Origin of the sequence: Lysobacter sp. CFH 32150, from assembly GCF_022758295.1 — a bacterium.
Taxonomy (GTDB): domain Bacteria; phylum Pseudomonadota; class Gammaproteobacteria; order Xanthomonadales; family Xanthomonadaceae; genus CFH-32150.
In genome coordinates this window covers 410,950-427,666 of the sequence record NZ_JALDWJ010000001.1, presented here as the reverse complement: position 1 = coordinate 427,666, position 16,717 = coordinate 410,950, and the positions used below count along the sequence as shown (strand labels likewise).

12 protein-coding genes are annotated in these 16,717 nt (G+C 61.7%); 3 read left to right on the top strand and 9 right to left on the bottom strand.

Annotated features, from left to right (window positions below):
• Window positions 1–136: 136 nt before the first annotated feature.
• Window positions 137–610, bottom strand: coding sequence for a helix-turn-helix domain-containing protein (locus MO486_RS01940; protein ID WP_242904146.1), 474 nt, complete (start codon window positions 608–610; stop codon window positions 137–139).
• Between the two features lie 45 nt (window positions 611–655).
• On the opposite strand from MO486_RS01940, the gene MO486_RS01935 reads away from it, so the two are divergent.
• Complete coding sequence (locus MO486_RS01935; protein ID WP_242904145.1) at window positions 656–1,249, top strand: hypothetical protein; 594 nt, start codon at window positions 656–658, stop codon at window positions 1,247–1,249.
• Between the two features lie 172 nt (window positions 1,250–1,421).
• Here the strand turns inward: MO486_RS01935 and MO486_RS01930 are convergent, their stop codons facing one another.
• The 6 genes from MO486_RS01930 to MO486_RS01905 form a co-directional block, all read right to left on the bottom strand.
• Window positions 1,422–4,355 carry an HYR domain-containing protein gene (locus tag MO486_RS01930; RefSeq protein WP_242904144.1) on the bottom strand — a complete coding sequence of 978 codons (2,934 nt, stop codon included), beginning with the start codon at window positions 4,353–4,355 and terminating at the stop codon, window positions 1,422–1,424.
• Between the two features lie 432 nt (window positions 4,356–4,787).
• Window positions 4,788–6,842 carry a TonB-dependent receptor plug domain-containing protein gene (locus MO486_RS01925; protein ID WP_242904143.1) on the bottom strand — a complete coding sequence of 685 codons (2,055 nt, stop codon included), beginning with the start codon at window positions 6,840–6,842 and terminating at the stop codon, window positions 4,788–4,790.
• A 265-nt stretch (window positions 6,843–7,107) separates the two neighbouring features.
• On the bottom strand, window positions 7,108–8,412 hold the full coding sequence (locus MO486_RS01920) for a sugar MFS transporter (protein ID WP_242904141.1): 1,305 nt from the start codon (window positions 8,410–8,412) through the stop codon (window positions 7,108–7,110).
• A 211-nt stretch (window positions 8,413–8,623) separates the two neighbouring features.
• Window positions 8,624–8,839 carry a hypothetical protein gene (locus tag MO486_RS01915; protein ID WP_242904139.1) on the bottom strand — a complete coding sequence of 72 codons (216 nt, stop codon included), beginning with the start codon at window positions 8,837–8,839 and terminating at the stop codon, window positions 8,624–8,626.
• 210 nt (window positions 8,840–9,049) lie between these two features.
• Window positions 9,050–11,872, bottom strand: a complete 2,823-nt coding sequence (locus tag MO486_RS01910) for a hypothetical protein (RefSeq protein ID WP_242904138.1) — start codon at window positions 11,870–11,872, stop codon at window positions 9,050–9,052.
• On the bottom strand, window positions 11,865–12,854 hold the full coding sequence (locus tag MO486_RS01905; RefSeq protein ID WP_242904136.1) for an SIR2 family protein: 990 nt from the start codon (window positions 12,852–12,854) through the stop codon (window positions 11,865–11,867). Before MO486_RS01905 ends, MO486_RS01910 begins: the two co-directional genes overlap by 8 nt.
• Before the next feature lie 218 nt (window positions 12,855–13,072).
• Here MO486_RS01905 and MO486_RS01900 point away from each other — a divergent pair, with 218 nt between their 5' ends.
• Together MO486_RS01900 and MO486_RS01895 are read left to right on the top strand one after the other, a co-directional pair.
• A complete protein-coding gene (locus MO486_RS01900) occupies window positions 13,073–13,744 on the top strand; it encodes a hypothetical protein (protein WP_242904135.1) in 672 nt (223 codons plus the stop codon).
• A 171-nt stretch (window positions 13,745–13,915) separates the two neighbouring features.
• Window positions 13,916–14,386, top strand: a complete 471-nt coding sequence (locus MO486_RS01895; RefSeq protein ID WP_242904134.1) for a hypothetical protein — start codon at window positions 13,916–13,918, stop codon at window positions 14,384–14,386.
• A gap of 400 nt (window positions 14,387–14,786) precedes the next feature.
• On the opposite strand, the gene MO486_RS01890 is transcribed toward MO486_RS01895, so the two are convergent.
• Together MO486_RS01890 and MO486_RS01885 are read right to left on the bottom strand one after the other, a co-directional pair.
• Window positions 14,787–15,611 (bottom strand): trypsin-like serine protease, encoded by an 825-nt coding sequence (locus MO486_RS01890; RefSeq protein ID WP_242904133.1) that lies wholly within the window; start codon window positions 15,609–15,611, stop codon window positions 14,787–14,789.
• 169 nt (window positions 15,612–15,780) lie between these two features.
• Window positions 15,781–16,683 (bottom strand): patatin-like phospholipase family protein, encoded by a 903-nt coding sequence (locus MO486_RS01885; protein ID WP_242904132.1) that lies wholly within the window; start codon window positions 16,681–16,683, stop codon window positions 15,781–15,783.
• Window positions 16,684–16,717 lie beyond the last annotated feature (34 nt).

Sequence of the window (16,717 nt, the reverse complement as noted above, 5' to 3'; positions counted from 1 at the left end):
GGGAGCGACGTAAGTCGCGATCCTCTCCAACCAAATGATTGAATCGCCCCAGAACAGCTCAGCGCCGCCCTCCCCTGTGGGAGCGACGTAAGTCGCGATCCCACCAACCCAGATGATTGAATCGTCCCAGAACAGCTCAGCGCCGTCCCCCTGTGGGAGCGACGTAAGTCGCGATCTCCGCCGACCCAAATGATTCAATGGCCCCCGAACAACTCAGCGCCGAAGCCGCGCTAGCGTCGTCTCCACGCACCCGTTGCAAGTGCTGCACTCCCCACACGCGAACGTTCTCAACCAACGGCAGCACAGTGCAGCCGTAATCAGTGAGGCGATAGCAAACCGGCATCGGCACCGGCCCCAACGCCGTCCGCTCCACGATCCCGTCCGCTTCGAGTTCCCGCAGCTGCTCGGTCAACACCTTGTGCGAAATCGGCGCGACCCGGCGCAGCAGCCCGGAGAAGTGATGCTCCTCGTGCGCCAACCAATAAATGATCGTCAGCTTCCATTTGCCGCCAACGGCAGCAAACGCGGCAGTCAGTGGGCAGTCGACCAGCGGATTGCGTCGCGCTGGCCGGGGGTACGCACCTTGAAGTGCGTTCTTGTGACTGGACATCGAGGGCCTCTACGGTGGTCGGCAGTCGCTCGTAGCGAGGATGCCATGCCGAACCGTAACAACGCGTTTCCATCCGGACTCCTGGCCTGCCTGCTGGGCATCGCGCCCGCATTGCCGGTGTTGGCCCAACAAGCGACGGACGCGACCACGATGAAACCAGCCCAGGCATTGCGCGATGGACAACACGACTTCGATTTCGAAATCGGCACCTGGAAGACCCACCTGAAGCGCCTCGTCCACCCCTTGTCGGGATCGAGCGAGTGGACCGAGTACGAAGGCATCACCACGGTCCGCAAGGTCTGGAACGGCCGCGCCAATCTGGTCGAACTCACCGCGGACGGCCCAGCCGGCCATTTCGAAGGCCTCAACCTGCGCCTCTACAACCCGCAATCGCGGCAATGGAGCCTCAATTTCTCCAATGCTCGAGTGGGCACCATGGGGCCACCCACGATCGGCGAGTTCAAGAATGGCCGCGGCGAGTTCTACAACCAGGAAGAATTCAACGGCCGCGCCGTCCTCGTCCGGTTCGTGATCATCCCGATCGACGACAACACGATCCGTTTCGAACAAGCGTTCTCCGACGACGGCGGCAAGACCTGGGAAGTGAACTGGATCGCCACTGACACGCGGATGAAGTGAGGCCCCCACGCAGGCTTTTGCTTTTGTGGGAGCGACGTAAGTCGCGATTGTGGGAGCGAAGCATCGCGACTTACGTCGCTCCCACAGAACAGATGCCAGGCGCCCCGTGGCACATCAAAGAAAAAGGCCTGGTCCGTGGACCAGGCCTTCTCTGTTGCAGTGACTCGCCGCGTTACTTCGTGAACTTGAAGTTCGCCGCATGCACCGTCCCGTCGGCAAGCTTTAGCTGCAGTTGGCGGCAGCTGCCGGCCCACAACTTGTCGCTCTTCCAGACATAGATGTACTGCTGCGCCGCGGCGTCATAGGTGAGCGTGCTGCTGCCTGCGGTCACCGTCTCCTCGATGACGTCTTCCAGCGCGCCGCTCGTGCATTGCATCAGCACGACGCGCGGATAGCCTTGCGCGAAGATCGCCAGACCCATGTTGCCACCCAGGTTGAACTTCACCGGGATCGCACTACCGGCCTTGGCGCTGTTCACCGTCGGCAGGTTGTCGATCGGGCGGAAGAAGCCGTTCCACGGGTAATGCACCGTCACCGTGAAGGTGACAGGCGTGGCCGCGTTGCCGCGGGCGTCCGTCGCGGTGCATGTCACCGTGGTCGTGCCCAGCGGGAACAAGGTGCCGGACGTGTGATCGCAATCGGCAACACCATCGCCGTCCACCACGTCATGCGTCGCGGGGTTGTCGAACGTAGCAATCGCGCCGTCGGGTCCGGTAGCGTCGATCGGTCCGATGTCAGCGGGCTGGTCGATCGATGGTGCCGTCGTGTCCTGCACGGTGACGTTGAAGCTGCCATGTGCCGTGTTGCCGGCTGCATCGGTGGCCGAACAGTCGACCGCGGTGATGTTGGCCTTAGTCGGGGCGGGAGCCAGCGCGAAGGTGCTGCCCGACGTCGGCACACAGGTGACGCTCACGTTGCCGTCGACGATGTCCAGCGCAGAGGCGACGAAGTTCACCACCGCACCAGCGGCCGAAGTGGCCTCGACAACCGGGTTGGCCGGCAAGGTCAACGCCGGTGGCGTGGTGTCCTGCACCGTGATGTTGAAGCTGCCTGTCGCAGTGTTGCCGGCAGCATCCGTCGCACTGCAATTCACCGGCGTCACGCCGAGTGCAAACAGGCTGCCGGAAGCGGGAACGCATGTCACCGCGACGTTGCCATCGACGAGATCATCGGCGGTGGCGACAAAGGTCACCACAGCGCCACCCGAAGAAGTCGCTTCTTCGATCATGTTGCCTGGCAGGCTCAGGTCAGGCGGCGTGGTATCCACGACGGTGACGGTGAAACTTGCAGTCGCGACGTTGCCATCGGGGAAACCCAGGCGCACTGCCGAGTCGTGCGCGCTGCACTGCACGGTCGTGGTGCCGAGCGGGAAGGTATCGCCGGACTGCTTGTCGCAGGTCACGGCCACGACTTCATCGACCAGATCGAATGCCGAGACGCTGAACGTCACCGGCGCACCCTGCGCGGAAGTGGCTTCCGCGGTGATGGGATCCGGCACGGTGATCTCGGGCGGCGTCGTGTCGTGCACCGCTACCTCGAAGCTCGCCGTGCCATTGTTTCCACGCGCGTCCTCGGCCTCGCAGTCGACTTGGGTCACGCCTACCTGGAAGACAGTCCCCGAGGCTGGTGTGCACACTGCAGTGCCCGCGCCATCCACCGCATCCAGCGTCGGAACGACGCCGTAATCGACGGGAGCGCCATCGGGACCGATGGCCTCAACCGCGATCGATGCCGGCACGGTGATGGCCGGTGCAGTGGTGTCTTGGACCCTGACATCGAAGCTGGCGTTCGACGAATTGCCGGCCGAATCGGTCGCCGTGCAAGTCACTTCTGTCGTCGTTCCCTGTGCGGGCGCGCTGCCCAGCGGGAACACGGTGCCCGATGCCGGTGCGCAGGCGAAGGACGCCGAGCCATAGTTCAGATGGCCATCGAAGTTGTCCATCGCCGATACCTGCAGCTCGTACAGGATTTCGGCGCCGGCTGCGGAATCCGCTTCCTGGACGATGTCCGGATCCCCGGCGATGGCCGCCTGCGGAACGACGATCTCGGGAGCCGTGACGTCGAGGATTTCGACCATGCAATCCTCGAACGTGTAGGCACCGCTCGCATCGGTGGTGGTCAGCGTGAACGTGAAGAACGGCCACTCATGGAACCCGAGGGTCTTGGCCTCCACGTTGATCGCATTCGCCGTGTAACCGCTCAGGTCCAGCGTCGACCAGCCACCGGTCCATACATAGGACGCGATGCCGTCGTCGCCATCCGACGACGCGCTGCCGTCGAGGTAGAGGTTGGCGCGCTCATTCACCGAGGGCGGGCACGACAGCGCTGCGACGGGCGAGTCGTTGACCCAGGTGACGTTCACCGTGACCGGCGCGACATCGCTGAAGGTGCCGTCGGACACGGTCAGTTCGAACTGGAGCGTGTCGCCGGACGGGTATGCGGTGTTCGGCGCGGTGAACGTGGCGGTGTCCGTGTTGGCGCCAGCGAGCGAAACGGGAACACCGTCGGTCTGCACCCAACTGTACGTCAGCGGATCGCCGTCCGGATCGTTCGAGCCGGCTGCGCTCAGCGTGACCGGCACGCCTTCGTCGACGGTGTCCGGCGTTGCCGTGGCCACCGCAATGGGTGCGACGTTGGCAACGACGGTGTAGAAATCGATGACCTGCACTCGCACCGTATCCGTCCAGACGCCAGGGCAGGAGGAGAGCGTGCTGGTGATCGTCAGTGTCACGGTGAGTTCTTCACCGGCGGGGCCGACGTCCGGCACCGTGAACAAGGTCGATGTGCCGGTGGTGGCGGAGAACGTGCCAGCGGTTTCACCGGCGCCTTGCGACCAGCTGTAGGTCACGCCGGGGCCTGCCGACGGCTTCGACGATCCGCCCGTAGTGAACGTTTCGACATGGGGCACGTAGCCCCCGCCCGCGACAGCATCGAAGTCCGGGACATTGGCTCGAACCGCCCCACCTTGGATATCGGCGCCTTGGTGCTGGCCGCATTGCTGATTCTGGCTCTGCTGCGCAAATACCGGAGTAGCCGCAGCGAAAGCGATCGCCGAGGTGATGGCGACCAGCCACCGCCGGCCCTGGGCCGTGGTCGTGAGCTTCATGGTGTCCCCCTGTTTGACGCTTCAGCCGACCCCGTCGGGGCCGACACCCTGTGCCTTGCATACTGTGACGCAAGTCTCATTCCACCTAGGGCACCCATCGGCCGCCATATGCCGCCTGGCGGTTTGGATAGCTGAAGGAACGGGAGCTGGGGCGAGGGTGCGCCACACAGCGTCGCCATCGACAAGCCCGGGTCAGAACGTGCCCGAAACCGTCCACGCCCCCTTCACCTGTGGGAGTGACGTAAGTCGCGATCTCCACCAGCCCAGACGATTCGACCTGTTGCTGCAATGAACCGGCGTCAGGGGCTGCAACTGATGGACCTCTGCACCTGTGGGAGCGACGTGAGTCGCGATGCTTCGCCCCCACAATCGAGACTTACGTCGCTCCCACAATCAATCGCGACTTACGTCGCTCCCACAGAAAGCCAGCCCTCAGAACTTCCCCGACACCGTCATCGAAAAAATCGGGCCGATCTTCCGGTCGCGGTTCTCGATGAAATCCACCGGCCCGGTGCGTCGATCCACGTACACCGTGCGCTGCCACATGCTCATCGCATTGGTCAGGTTGGCGGCACTGAACCGCAGCGTCAGCCCCTTCAGATTCTTGCGCTCGATGAAGAGCCCGCCCCACACCGGACCTTCCCACTGCCGGCCCACTTCGGTCAGGCGATAGTCGCGCGCAGAGAAGTAGTAGCTGAGGTCGCCGCCCCACGCCCAGTTCGTATCGGGAATGTCGTGCCGCAACGCCAGCTCCGCCGCGTCCTTGAGGTTGTTGCTGATCGGGCGATCCTCGCCCGTCAGCGGATCGGTCACGCTGCTGTCCTCGTGCTGCAGGAGCGCGGTGAATTTCGCGCCGCGCCAGCCGATCGGATCCATGTTGATCGTCGCCTTCCACTCCAGTCCGTACACCCGCGCCTGATCGATGTTGCCCGGGCTCTCGCCGGTGGCGCCGATCGGGATCGTGTCGACGATGTCGTCGATGCGCTGCGCGTACACGCGCAGGCTGGTGTTGCCCCACGCGCCGAGGTCGCGATTCGCTTCCACGATCAGTTCCGAAGTCTGCGGCGGCACCAGGTCCGGATTGCCGGCATTGGACTGGTTCGCATTGAGGTCCACCGACGCCAGGAAGTCGTAGAAATCCAGCTGCCCCACGCGCCGCTGCAACTTCAAATTCAGATCGAACTTCGGCGTCGCCTTCCACGCCAGTGAGATCAATCCTTTCGGACGCCGGAACGAACGCACCAGTCCGCCACCGCCCACCTGTTCCATCTTCGAGTACTCACCACCCAGGCTCACCTGCAACGTGGTCTTCGGCGAAAGCGGGCGCCCATACGTGCCCATCACTTCATAACGGTCTTCCTGCACCGTCGCCGTGCCACCGGGCAGCGGGATCGGCGCATACACGCCATCGGTGCCGAGCACGAACAATTCCGACACGCTGTCCAGACTGTTGAACGCGTACTCGCCCGACACCTGCCAGTCGCCGCCGGCTTTCCACCGGTATTCGGCGCGTGCGATGCGTTCCTTCGACTCGCCATCGCGCACAAAACGGAAACCTTCCGTGGGCGAACCATCGGCGAAGCGCGTCTCCACCGTGTCGACGGTGGGCGTATGCGTGAAGCTGTTCAACGCGATGAACTTCAACTTGCCCGCGCCCAACGCGAATTCGTAATCGCCGCCCAACTCGTAGTTGTGGCCGCCTTCCCACGACCGCACGCTGCGCACGCGATCCGGCAATCCCGGCCCTGTGCGCGTGCCGTCCTCGACATAGTCGAAGTAGATCTTCTGCCACGACCCGTTGAAGTTGCCGACGTTGCCCGTCGGTCCCTTGTAGGCCAGCTTCGTGCTGACCTTCGGCCGATCCACTTCGCCGGTCCATTCGTCGTAGCGGTATTCGCGGAAGCTGCCGTCGGCGTTGTAGATGTTCGTATCGCCGCCCGCGCCGCTGTGGTTGGCGCTGTTGTCCAGGCCGATCGTGTAGTCGACCGATCCCTTCGTCCCGCTCATCGACACCGACCCGCGCGTGTACTGCGGATGGGTGAAGTACTTGCGCACGTCCGGCCGCCACTCCCATTGCCCGCTGATCCCCGCGGCCTTGGTCACCACGTTGGCCACCTGGCCCGACAACCCGGGGACGTCGAGCGTCGCCCCGTCCCGGATCTCGATCCGCACCACGTTGCCCGCCGGCACCTGGCTCAACTGCGTCAGCACATCGTTGGACTTGCCCGACAACCGCTGCCCATTCACCAGCACGTTGCCCGTCGCCTGGCCCAACCCGCGCTCCTCCACCGCCTCCCGGATCACGAACCCCGGCACCTGTTCCAGCATGTCCAGCGCATTGCGCGGGGCATAGCGGGTGAAGTCCTCGGGGGTATAGGTCCGCGCGCCGGCGACCGTCGGGGCAGGGGGCGCCTCCTGGGCCAGCGCGAAGGGCGGGGCCGAGAGGAGGGCAACGGTTAACGCTAGGCGACGGGCGAATGGCGTCATTACGAAACCCCCCCAGGTGAAAAGCGGACAAGCACGTGAGAAGACGGGGTAGGCGTCGTGAGTGTTATCCGAGGCGCACCAGCGAATGGGGTGCTGATTTCGAGCAAAGGGTTTAGACGGCGAACCGTTGAGACGCTAAACAGCCATCGGTCTCATCGTTCGCAGGAGCGGCTTACGGCCGCCAATCAATGGCGACGGAGGCAATTAGTCCGTGCCACGGCAAGCCGCCCTCGGCGTAACCGCAAACCTGCCGGCAGCGAAGTGGTTATGCGGGCTGCGCGGCTACCGATGCAGCGGGCGACGGCTTTGCGCCCCACAGCGCATAGAACAGCACGTACAGCTCGCAGGCTGCGGTGAGCAGGAACGAGAGCTGCAGGCCGTAGCGATCCGCCAGCCAACCCTGCACGACCACCAGCGCGCCGCCGGCGATCGCCATCACCAGCAGGCCCGAGCCTTCCTCGGTCAGCGGGCCCAGGCCGCGGATGCCAAGGGTGAAGATGGTCGGGAACATGATCGAGTGGAACAACCCCACCGAGATCAGCGACCACATCGCCAGGGGACCCGTGGCGAAGACCGTCACCAGCATCGCCACGAACGCGCCGATCGAGAACAGCGCCAACACATGCTCCGGCGCGACGCTGCGCATCAGGAAGCTGCCGGCGAAGCGCCCCACCATCATTCCGCCCCACAGCAGGAACAGGTAGTGCGATGCCTGCTCGTGGGTGAGGTTGCCGATGTCCGGCTGCGCCACGAAATTGATGAACAGGTTGGAGACGCCGATCTCCGCGATGAGGTAGATGAAGATCGCAGGGATGCCGAGCACCAGGTTGCGGTGCGACCACAGCGAATGGCGCGCGCGCTCCTCGCGAGCATGACGCTGCGTGGCGCCGCCGAGCGCCGGCAGCCGGTAGCGTGCGATCACGATCGCCAGCACCACCAGCACCGCCGCGACGATCAGATAGGGCAACTGCACCGATTGCGCATCGGCCAGGCGCTCGGCCTGCGTCAGCACGGTGTCGGCACTGGCCGTGCCGGCGGCGGTGCGGCCGAGGATCAGATAGCCCCCGAACAGCGGCGCCAACGTGGTTCCGAAGGAATTGAACGCCTGCACGAAGTTGAGCCGCGACGAGGCCGTCTCCGGTGGGCCGATCACCGCCACGTACGGATTGGCCGCGACCTGCAGCAGCGTGATGCCGCAGGCGATGACGAACAGCGACGCCACGGTGATCGCATACGAAGGCATCTGCGCCGCCGGGACCATCCCGAGCGCCCCCGCCGCCATGATCACCAGTCCGGTCACCAGCGCGCGCTGGTAACCGATCCGTTCGATCAGCCAGGCCGAAGGCAGCGACGCGACGAAGTAGGCGATGAACCAGACCGATTCGATCAGCGTGGTCCGCGTGTAGTCCAGGTCGAACACGCTGCGCAGGTGCGGCAGCAGCGTGTTGTTGATGACCGTGATGAATCCCCACATGAAGAACAGCGAGGCCAGCAGCGTCAGCGCCGAACGATAGGCGGGCACGCCGGAGGGCAACGCCTGAGCCGACGCCTGCAATGTAGGTGCTGCCATGGATGCTCCTGTGGATGCGGAGGACGCACGCCGGTTGCAGGCGTCCGCCCTCAGCATAGGAGCTCGCTGCAAGGCCCGACCAATCACTTGTGCCGCGCGATCCATCCAGGTTTTGCAATGCTGCGGTGCGACAACGACGTGCGTCGCGCCATCCAGGATTTCGATCCGCATCACGCTGCTCGTCGGCATCCGACTCAACTGCGTCAGCAGATCACCCGCGCTCCTGCACCGCTTCCCGGATCACGAACCCCGGCACCTGCTCCAGCATGTCCAGCGCATTGCGCGGGGCATAGCGGGTGAAGTCCTCGGGGGTGTAAGTCCGCGCGCTGGCAACCGTCGGGGCAGGGGGCGCCTCCTGGGCCAGCGCGAAGGGCGGGGCCGAGAGGAGGGCAACGGTTAACGCTAGGCGACGGGCGAATGGCGTCATTACGAAACCCCCAAGTGAAAAGCGGACGAGCGCACGCAAAAGACGGGGTAGGTGTCGTGAGTGCTATCCGAAGCGCACCAGCGAGTGGGGTGCTGATTTCAAGCAAAGGGTTTAAAGGGCCGAGCCGTTCAGAGCCTTGAGCAGTCACCGGGACCCACAAAATGCCGGCGCGATGTGCCGCCCTGGCTTCTGCTTCTGCACCGTGCCTAGTTAATTCAACCTACGGGAAACGAGCTCTTCGTAGAGCTCCAAGAACGGCCGCAAACCGCCTCGCACAAGACGATCCAATGCCCTAAGCGCAACAGGACGCTGTCCAGAAGAATCCAGTTTTCGAATCACCGATTGCAATCGGTCTTGATAGTCATAACCGGGCTGATATTGCGTTAGGAACGCCTCAAGCAGCTGCGCTGTTTCCTCAGGACTCTCGGCGGCAAGACGGTCAAGAGACTCCGCAAAGCCATACGCACCATGGTAGGAGGAGGCGAAGGGGGCCGCGGGCAGAAGCCAGTCCATGTCCTCCGCGGAAATTCGCGGGAGGTAATCGATGAACTTCGCCGACTCCGCAAGTATCTTCTGCCTTGTGGAGGGGCTTGCCATGCCGAACTGAACAGCCTTTCGAGCCAACGCCGTTGCCCGAGGCCGTTGATCCTCTTGCAAGCTACTAGAAGACCAGCGCGCGACCGTGGATACCAATTCGGATAGATCGTCCAGCGCGCTTTCCTGAAACATGAACTCCATAGCTTCTGAGTCAAGCGATTCCAGATCCCACGAGTAGGCGACTGCGATTCGCTCGATCAGGCGCTCCCGACCGCTGCCCTTAACCTGCGGCATTCGCAATGCCCTTGCGGGAATATTTGCGGATAGGAGAATCTCGTACACCTTAGCGCCAACTGGCGTGAAGGAAAGGCCTGAGATGGCACAAGCAAAATTCTCTGGGTGCTCTTGAGGAAAGATTTGGTCCAATTTTGAGGTGGTCCAGCCTTCATCAACATAGAGAAGTTGAGCGAAGTAGCATCCGATAAGAGTAGAAACCTCAAAACTCTGGCCCGTACAGCCTCGCAACTCATTCTCTAGGATCGGTGCAAATGGCATCCACGCGGTTGAATGCCCGCCGGACGCCGCATCCGCGTCTCGACATGTTCGAAGCAAAAGCTGGAGAAGACTCTCAAACGAGATTCCACGCGTGTTGTTAATGGCCGACGTCATCGGATCGTCTGAAAGTGCGATTCCATCCGAGTGCTGGAGAACGCTAAGAGAAGTTTCCAGCAGCATTACCTTTTGGGAGTCAGACAAGGGAATCTCGTCGTTAGCCGCAAGTGTCTTACCTAGCTCAGCAAGCTTCGGAGGAATCCAGTCCTTAGTAGGCTCTAAAACCTCCGGTTGCAGCGCCGGCTCTGCCCAGAACGATTCGTCTGCGGCAACGGCTTTGGCGTACGGGGTAAGCCTGGCGACGATTTCCAGTTGCTCCTTTGCTGCGCCTTGTTTTTTTGTATCCAGAGCTTGGATCAGACCCGCAAGAATCCCGTACTGAGTCCGACGGTCGATTGCAAGTGAGGTGTCCAAGGTCCAAAGGAACTCGAGTGGGTATTCCGAGACCACACCAACAAGCGCATCGTTCAGGCTCTTTAGAGGCGAGTTCCCGAACGTCCTCTCGGGAATGAAAGCTGTCAATCGAGTGATCAGTGATTGGTCCCGGGCAAAAGCAAGCAGCTCCTCCTTTGAGAAAGGACTAGGTCCAAAGCCCCACTTGGTCGTGTGGTACGAGAGCAAATCTGGATGTTCTCGAACCGGGCCGCACAGCGCGTTGAGTCGGGCCAGGTCTGCATCGGCAACCGCATTTCCCTTCCCTTCAAGCGCCAGCAGCCAGTTCCGCTGAACGTAACGTATGCGCTTCAACTCATCCTCGTCGGTGGTCGACTCATCCTCCAGCTGGCCTATCGCTTCCAATACGCGTGTCTGTGCTGGTTGAGAAAATGAAGTGAATTTCTCGCTGAGCAAAAGATAAAGTTCATGCAGGTGGCCGATGTCAAATAGACGAGGCTCTATGGTCGAATAAAACGATGCGCTGAGGGCCTCCCAGTTTTCGCGGACCGCATTGATGCCCACTCTGCGGATGATCTGCGCATCGTTGGTGAGCATCTCCTCTACGTATCTGACCGCGCTTGTGTCCCCGGTCAGAATCCACGCGTTCAGCGCATCACGGGACCCTTCGGTGAAGGCGTTGGTGACGTGATCCCACTTGGCGTTCTGCCCGTGGTTCTCGATCGCAGCGCGGAACATCCATGTGTGAGTTGACACATACTCGTCTGCGAACAATGAGCGTAATCGGTCCAAAAGGCAGTCGATGCAGGGTTGGCCGCATTTGGATCCCAGTGCCGCGGCGTTGTGGGCGAGAAGCTGCTCGAGCCAATACTCATCTGCGATGGGTCTAAGCTTTCGACTTTCACTGACCGCGGACGGATCAAGCCGGAGCTCAGTGCAGTGTCGAAGTGCTGGAAGAAGTTTGGCGCTTTCCGACACATCTGCAGCGAGGAAGCGTTGAAAAATGTGTTTGTCCAACACGGTCATGACTGTATCGTTTCCCCAGCGTGAGGAAAGCCACTGCTCGGTCATTTCAAGGTCTTCCGAGCGGACACACTGCATGGGCACACTGCCAACGATCTCAGCACATGCGCTGTAGGTGTGATAGTTATCAATGGCTTGGCCTGACGCGTCGCGATAAGCAGTGATCCTACGCACCACTGACATTAGCTTTTCGCCAAGCTCAACGTCGTTAGAGCCACCCGCCTTCTTTGCAACAAGCGTCAGGTATCCAAGCGCTACCCAGGGTGGGATTCGGAAGAAGCCGACCTGTTCGGCGGGTTGAGGGCGCGGGTTCTTGTCGGGGTCAAATAGGCCTGCCCCATTCAATTCGTCAAAGAGCGCTTCCGGCGCGTCAGAATTGATCAAAAGATCGAACCCGCGCGCAGCGTGCAAATCACTCTGCCGCATGTAGACGACAAATGACTTCTTGTTGGCGCTTAGTTCAGCCACGAAGCAAGTCCTTCATCTCAAAGAGCTCCTGTGCCACCAGCTTGTCATTCATGGGCAGGCCTCTAGCGAAGTGCTCCAAAACGAAAATCAGTTGGCGCCAATCGTTCTCATCCCGGAGATAGGGAATCAGCTCGACCCCACATTCCTTCAGGAAGTACGTCTGCATGGCATTACACAACTCGGTCTCAAACGAAAAAAAGCCTTGAACCATGTAGTGGCTAGCTTCGTTTTGGCGACCGGACGCACGCGCCTTCATGATGATGTATTCAAGAATTTCCAACTCTTCCAAGCCGTACCCGAGAAAAAGAACCGTCTTGTTCTGGAACAGGTTTTCGAGGAAGGTCAGTACTTGATTCTCTTCATCATCCCGGTGGCGGTCATTTGCATAACGACCGACGTAGTCGCTCGTCGTCATCACCATGCCAGCCGGGTCACCGATTATTCCGTGAAGATGAACGACGCAATCTGATTCCCGAAACTTGTCGGCGGTAAGATCTGTTGGTGCATGAAGGATGGTTCGGCGAGTTAACTCCTGCGTGGTGTAGGTGGTAGCTGTCCCTTCCACCTCGGAGTCGAACGGTGGGAGTACCACATCTAGCCACTCGTCGTAGTTGGTAGTAACAAAACGTTCTCCCAGCGCAGAGATCGTTGAGTAGATCCTTCGACCATCGGAGTCGGCACTCCAGTTGGCCTTTTGCAGGATTTCGCGGAACTTGACCTTCACCCCTTTCTCGGCCGCTGTGAACTGGGCGACGGACAGTTTGATCCGCGGTGACAGACCGGAGAGCTGGGAGCGCTGGGCCGGGCTGAGGATGCCTTGCGTGACCAAGGAATCGAGTGCCCGGTCCGCGAACTGTACCCAGCTGGGGCACCCGGCCAGTCGCGAGACACCTGCGCCGACGAAGGGCACAAGAGCTCGTCTCGTAGCCGCGTCACTGAGCCCGGGTGGGATGACGGGCAGGGGAAGGATCGGCGTCGCCACTAGTCCTGCTTGTGATCCACGAGCCACCTCGATCGTTTTGTAGTCCGACAACTTTAGAGCATGCGTCGCATGCAGCGCCGGCCAACGGGAAGCGGGAGAGTAAAGGGAAAGGGGGGCGGATTCCTTTATTGAGGATAGCCAATCGGCGCGTGCCCGCTTGGAGATCGATCCGACGTTATCGTCAGGGATGTCAGTCTTGCGACCAATGGAGCTGCTAAATGACCGAAGCAAATGGCACTAGGCTCACATTTACTGAACTCGAAAGGCGCATTCAAGAGCTGCCTGAGGGGCCGGTCAGTGCTCTGAACACGCCGCGCTGGATATTCGTTTTGAACACCGTTGGGTTGCTGAGCGCAGTAATAGCGATGGTGCCCATGCTTCTGATCAAGATTTTCGAGCCGGCGATGTGGATGGTCCATATGGCGCGCTGGGGCGTCTGGATTGCATGGATCGTCCTGCTGCCCAGCATAGTTCGCGGCGTATGGCTCATTCTGAGATCGTTTTTGCGATGGAAGGCAGAGATGGTCGAGCAGTTAGATCACGACTTCACGCAGTTCAATACGCTGCAAGAGTGGCTATCCCGTATCCCAACGCCCTTCGTGGTTGAACACCTTCGGTTTGCCCAGGTGGGCCAGGCGCGTTTGGCTGCGAAGCTGAGTTTTCTTGCCGGCAGCCTTGACAAGCTTGGAGTCCTACCCGTTTTGGTGGCGATGACGATTCAGATCAATGCAATTAAAGACATTAATAAGGTGCCTAGTTGGCAGATCCTTCTTGCGATGTTCTTGCTACTTGCGTATTCCGCCGCCCTGATGGGATCACTGATGCGAATCCGGCTGCATCTGTACGAAGTCGTACTGTCCGATTCGCTTCAGGCCCGAAACGACGCGTAGAGCAGGCTTGAGCCACCTACGACTTCCCAAACTCCCATCACCTTTGCCAAACTCCAACCGCTCCATCGCCGCCCCGTCGGCACGCAACACCCGCCAGCACGGAACGCGGCGGAGCAAGGACCGCCCGGCAGATGCCGGGTTTTTCAAACAAGGAATGCAAAGGAGTTTGCAGTGACGCAAAACATCATTTCGCTGGAGTTGTCCGATGGGCAGATCACCATCGCGCTCGAGGCGTTGACCGAACTGGAAGGGGCGTTGGCCGGGTTGATCTCGCTGGAGGCGGAGGACCGCCGGCGGTTGACCAAGATGGGGCAGAAGTCGGAGGTGTTCTGTCGGCAGGCGCTGAGCGTGCTGGCGCAGAACCCGCAGATCGTGCCGCCGAGTTTGCCTCTCGCCGAGGCGCAGTCGGACCTGCGCGCGCTCGACCGGCTGCGTCCGGTGCTCGATCGCCTGCAGCGCCTGGCCGAACGCGGCGCGGATACCGAGATCGCGCTCGGCAGCGACGTCATGGACGTGGCGCTGGAGGGCTACGGCCTGCTCAAGGTGTCGGGCAAGAACCAGGGCCTGGACGGCCTGCGCAAGGAACTGTCCTCGCGCTTCTCCCGCACCACCCGCAAGGCTGAAACCGCGACCGCCGGCTGAAACGCCCGACGTTCCGACAAAAAAGCCCCGCTCGCGGGGCTTTTTTGTTGAGCGGCCGAGCAAGACACGCCGAGCGCCGGGCAATTTGCGTGGGCCACGGAGACATTGGCCCGAAGTGTCGAGACATTCGCTCCGAACGCCGAGTGGTTTTGCCGGCGTATGGACGAATTCCGGACATCGCCCGAGTTCCAACACCGGAGCGCCGGCTTATTTTCCCGGCCGATGGACAAATTTTGTCCAATTAAGTTCGTAGGCTGGGTCGGCTCTATCAACCCAGCGCTTGACGGCTTGGGATGCTGGGTTGATAGAGCCAACCCAGCCTACGGTCCTGACACCTGAGTTGCGCCGCGCCGGGGAGCGGCGCCGTTTGGTCGAGATCTTCCGCTACCGGTGTCGATGCTCAGCGCGACTTCCCGGCAGCAGTGACCGTCGTCGTGGTCGTTTCGATCCAGTCGGCGTAGTGGCCCAGCCGCACGCCGTAACTGGTCTCCCCGTACCTGCCTGGGTAGATTTCCGTGCCGTTGACCTCGGCACGCTTCCATGCAGCGATACCTGCAACGTGCCACTCATTGTCCACGGCGACCAGGATCGGCCCGCCGCTGTCCCCACTACCGGTCGTCGCCTCGAGGGGGAGCGCGTTCGGCGGCTTGTCGAAGGTGTATCCGACCCATCTGCCTCCCGAGACAGTGATCTCGTTGTAGCCATGGCGCAGGTCGGTCCGGTTTGGGCCGTGCAGATGGTGTCCCTTCGAGCCGGTTCCCGTGGCTCCCCGCCCCATGATCCGAACGCTCTTTCCCAATGCCGAGCCGTTGTAGATCCGTGCAGGTGCAACGTCGCGAACCGGCTCGGCGAGCTGGATCAACGCGATGTCGTCGGACGACGCGGTGAAGTCGAAGTAATCCGCCCAATCGCCCGACTTCATCGCGGCGTCGATCATCGTCTGGGGCGCCTTCTTGTAGCCCGGATGGATGACGACGCGGCTGACGGCCCGGGGAGTGCCACCGACAACGACCACATCCACCGAGTGCTGCCAGCTGACCGCGTGGGCAGCCGTAACAACCCACTGGGGCGCGATGAGGACCCCATGACCCTCGCCAGGAACATCCGCCAGCGCCGGGAAGTCGGATACAGCCATCCGATACTGCAGGTCCGGGACGTCGTCACGGATGACGACTGCGTTGGCGCCGAACGAGGTCAATAGAAGGAGAAAGGCAGCATGGCGCATTTGCAACATCCGTTGTCAGGAACGCTCATTGTCGAGCCCGAGGCGCCCATTGGCTATATGCCCAGTTCGACATGTCCGCTTTGGGTCGGAAGCAGACGTCTAGTTCAATGTCGGCTCCCGGCCAATAGCAGTCACTGAGTTAGCGGCTGCTATCGGCCAGAAGCCGGCGCTAGTCCTGAAAGTCCAATGATGCCCTCAATGAAGCTCCGTCATGCTTGTTCAAGACCGCACTGGCAGCCTCATAACCCGCATCCATTGCCATTTGCCTGGAACTTGCCTCGGACATCTTCGGCATTGGCACATCTGCCCGGATGACGATGTCGGCTTCACTCAATTCCGAATCCGCCAACAGGCATGTTTGCAGGCGCATGGAGCGCCGGAGCACGCCCGGGGCTGATAACGCCGTGAACTCGTCGGCATTGCAGTAGATGTCCACCGCGATGACGACACGCGCACCCATCGCGTGTGCAAAGCGCACCGGCACCAGGCTGCTGACGCCGCCGTCGACCAAATGACCACCGGGATAGGCCACCGGCACGGTCGCACCCGGTACAGCCGCCGAAGCGCGGACGGCATCCCCAGGCGCACCCACCGCAAGTAGAACAGCGTCACCGCTGTCGAGATCGGTCGCGACCGCACCGAAGCGCACAGGGAAATCCTCGATCGGTCGTCCCCGGGTCGCGCCATCCACCCAACGTGCAATCTCGTCGCCGCGCATCAAGCCGCCTTCGTCTAGCGTCCAGTCGATCAGCGCGGGCACGTCGATGTCCATTGCTGCAGCTTCCAGTTGTTCGACGGTAACGCCGCTGGCATAGGCGGCACCGACCAGGGCACCTGCCGAGGTGCCGACCACGATGTCTGGCCGGATCCCGCGCTCCTCAAGCGCGCGCAGCACGCCGATGTGGGCGAAGCCACGCAACCCACCGCCGCCGAGCACCAGGGCCACGGACTGGTCCGCGCCGGATGCTGCGTCGGAATGTTGGCGAACCACCTCCAGGCTGAAGGGAGTAAGCGGTCGTATCGGGGCTTCGCGGGAATGCCCCGACGCCCCCAAGGCAGCGGCGACGAGCACCGCTGCCAGGAGCAACCCGAGGACCGGCATCCAG

What these genes read in the sequence shown, in the direction of transcription:
- MO486_RS01940 (WP_242904146.1), bottom strand. Translation starts at nt 610, where the DNA reads ATGTCCAGTCACAAGAACGCACTTCAAGGTGCGTACCCCCGGCCAGCG.
- MO486_RS01935 (WP_242904145.1), top strand. Translation starts at nt 656, where the DNA reads ATGCCGAACCGTAACAACGCGTTTCCATCCGGACTCCTGGCCTGCCTG.
- MO486_RS01930 (WP_242904144.1), bottom strand. Translation starts at nt 4,355, where the DNA reads ATGAAGCTCACGACCACGGCCCAGGGCCGGCGGTGGCTGGTCGCCATC.
- MO486_RS01925 (WP_242904143.1), bottom strand. Translation starts at nt 6,842, where the DNA reads ATGACGCCATTCGCCCGTCGCCTAGCGTTAACCGTTGCCCTCCTCTCG.
- MO486_RS01920 (WP_242904141.1), bottom strand. Translation starts at nt 8,412, where the DNA reads ATGGCAGCACCTACATTGCAGGCGTCGGCTCAGGCGTTGCCCTCCGGC.
- MO486_RS01915 (WP_242904139.1), bottom strand. Translation starts at nt 8,839, where the DNA reads ATGACGCCATTCGCCCGTCGCCTAGCGTTAACCGTTGCCCTCCTCTCG.
- MO486_RS01900 (WP_242904135.1), top strand. Translation starts at nt 13,073, where the DNA reads ATGACCGAAGCAAATGGCACTAGGCTCACATTTACTGAACTCGAAAGG.
- MO486_RS01890 (WP_242904133.1), bottom strand. Translation starts at nt 15,611, where the DNA reads ATGCGCCATGCTGCCTTTCTCCTTCTATTGACCTCGTTCGGCGCCAAC.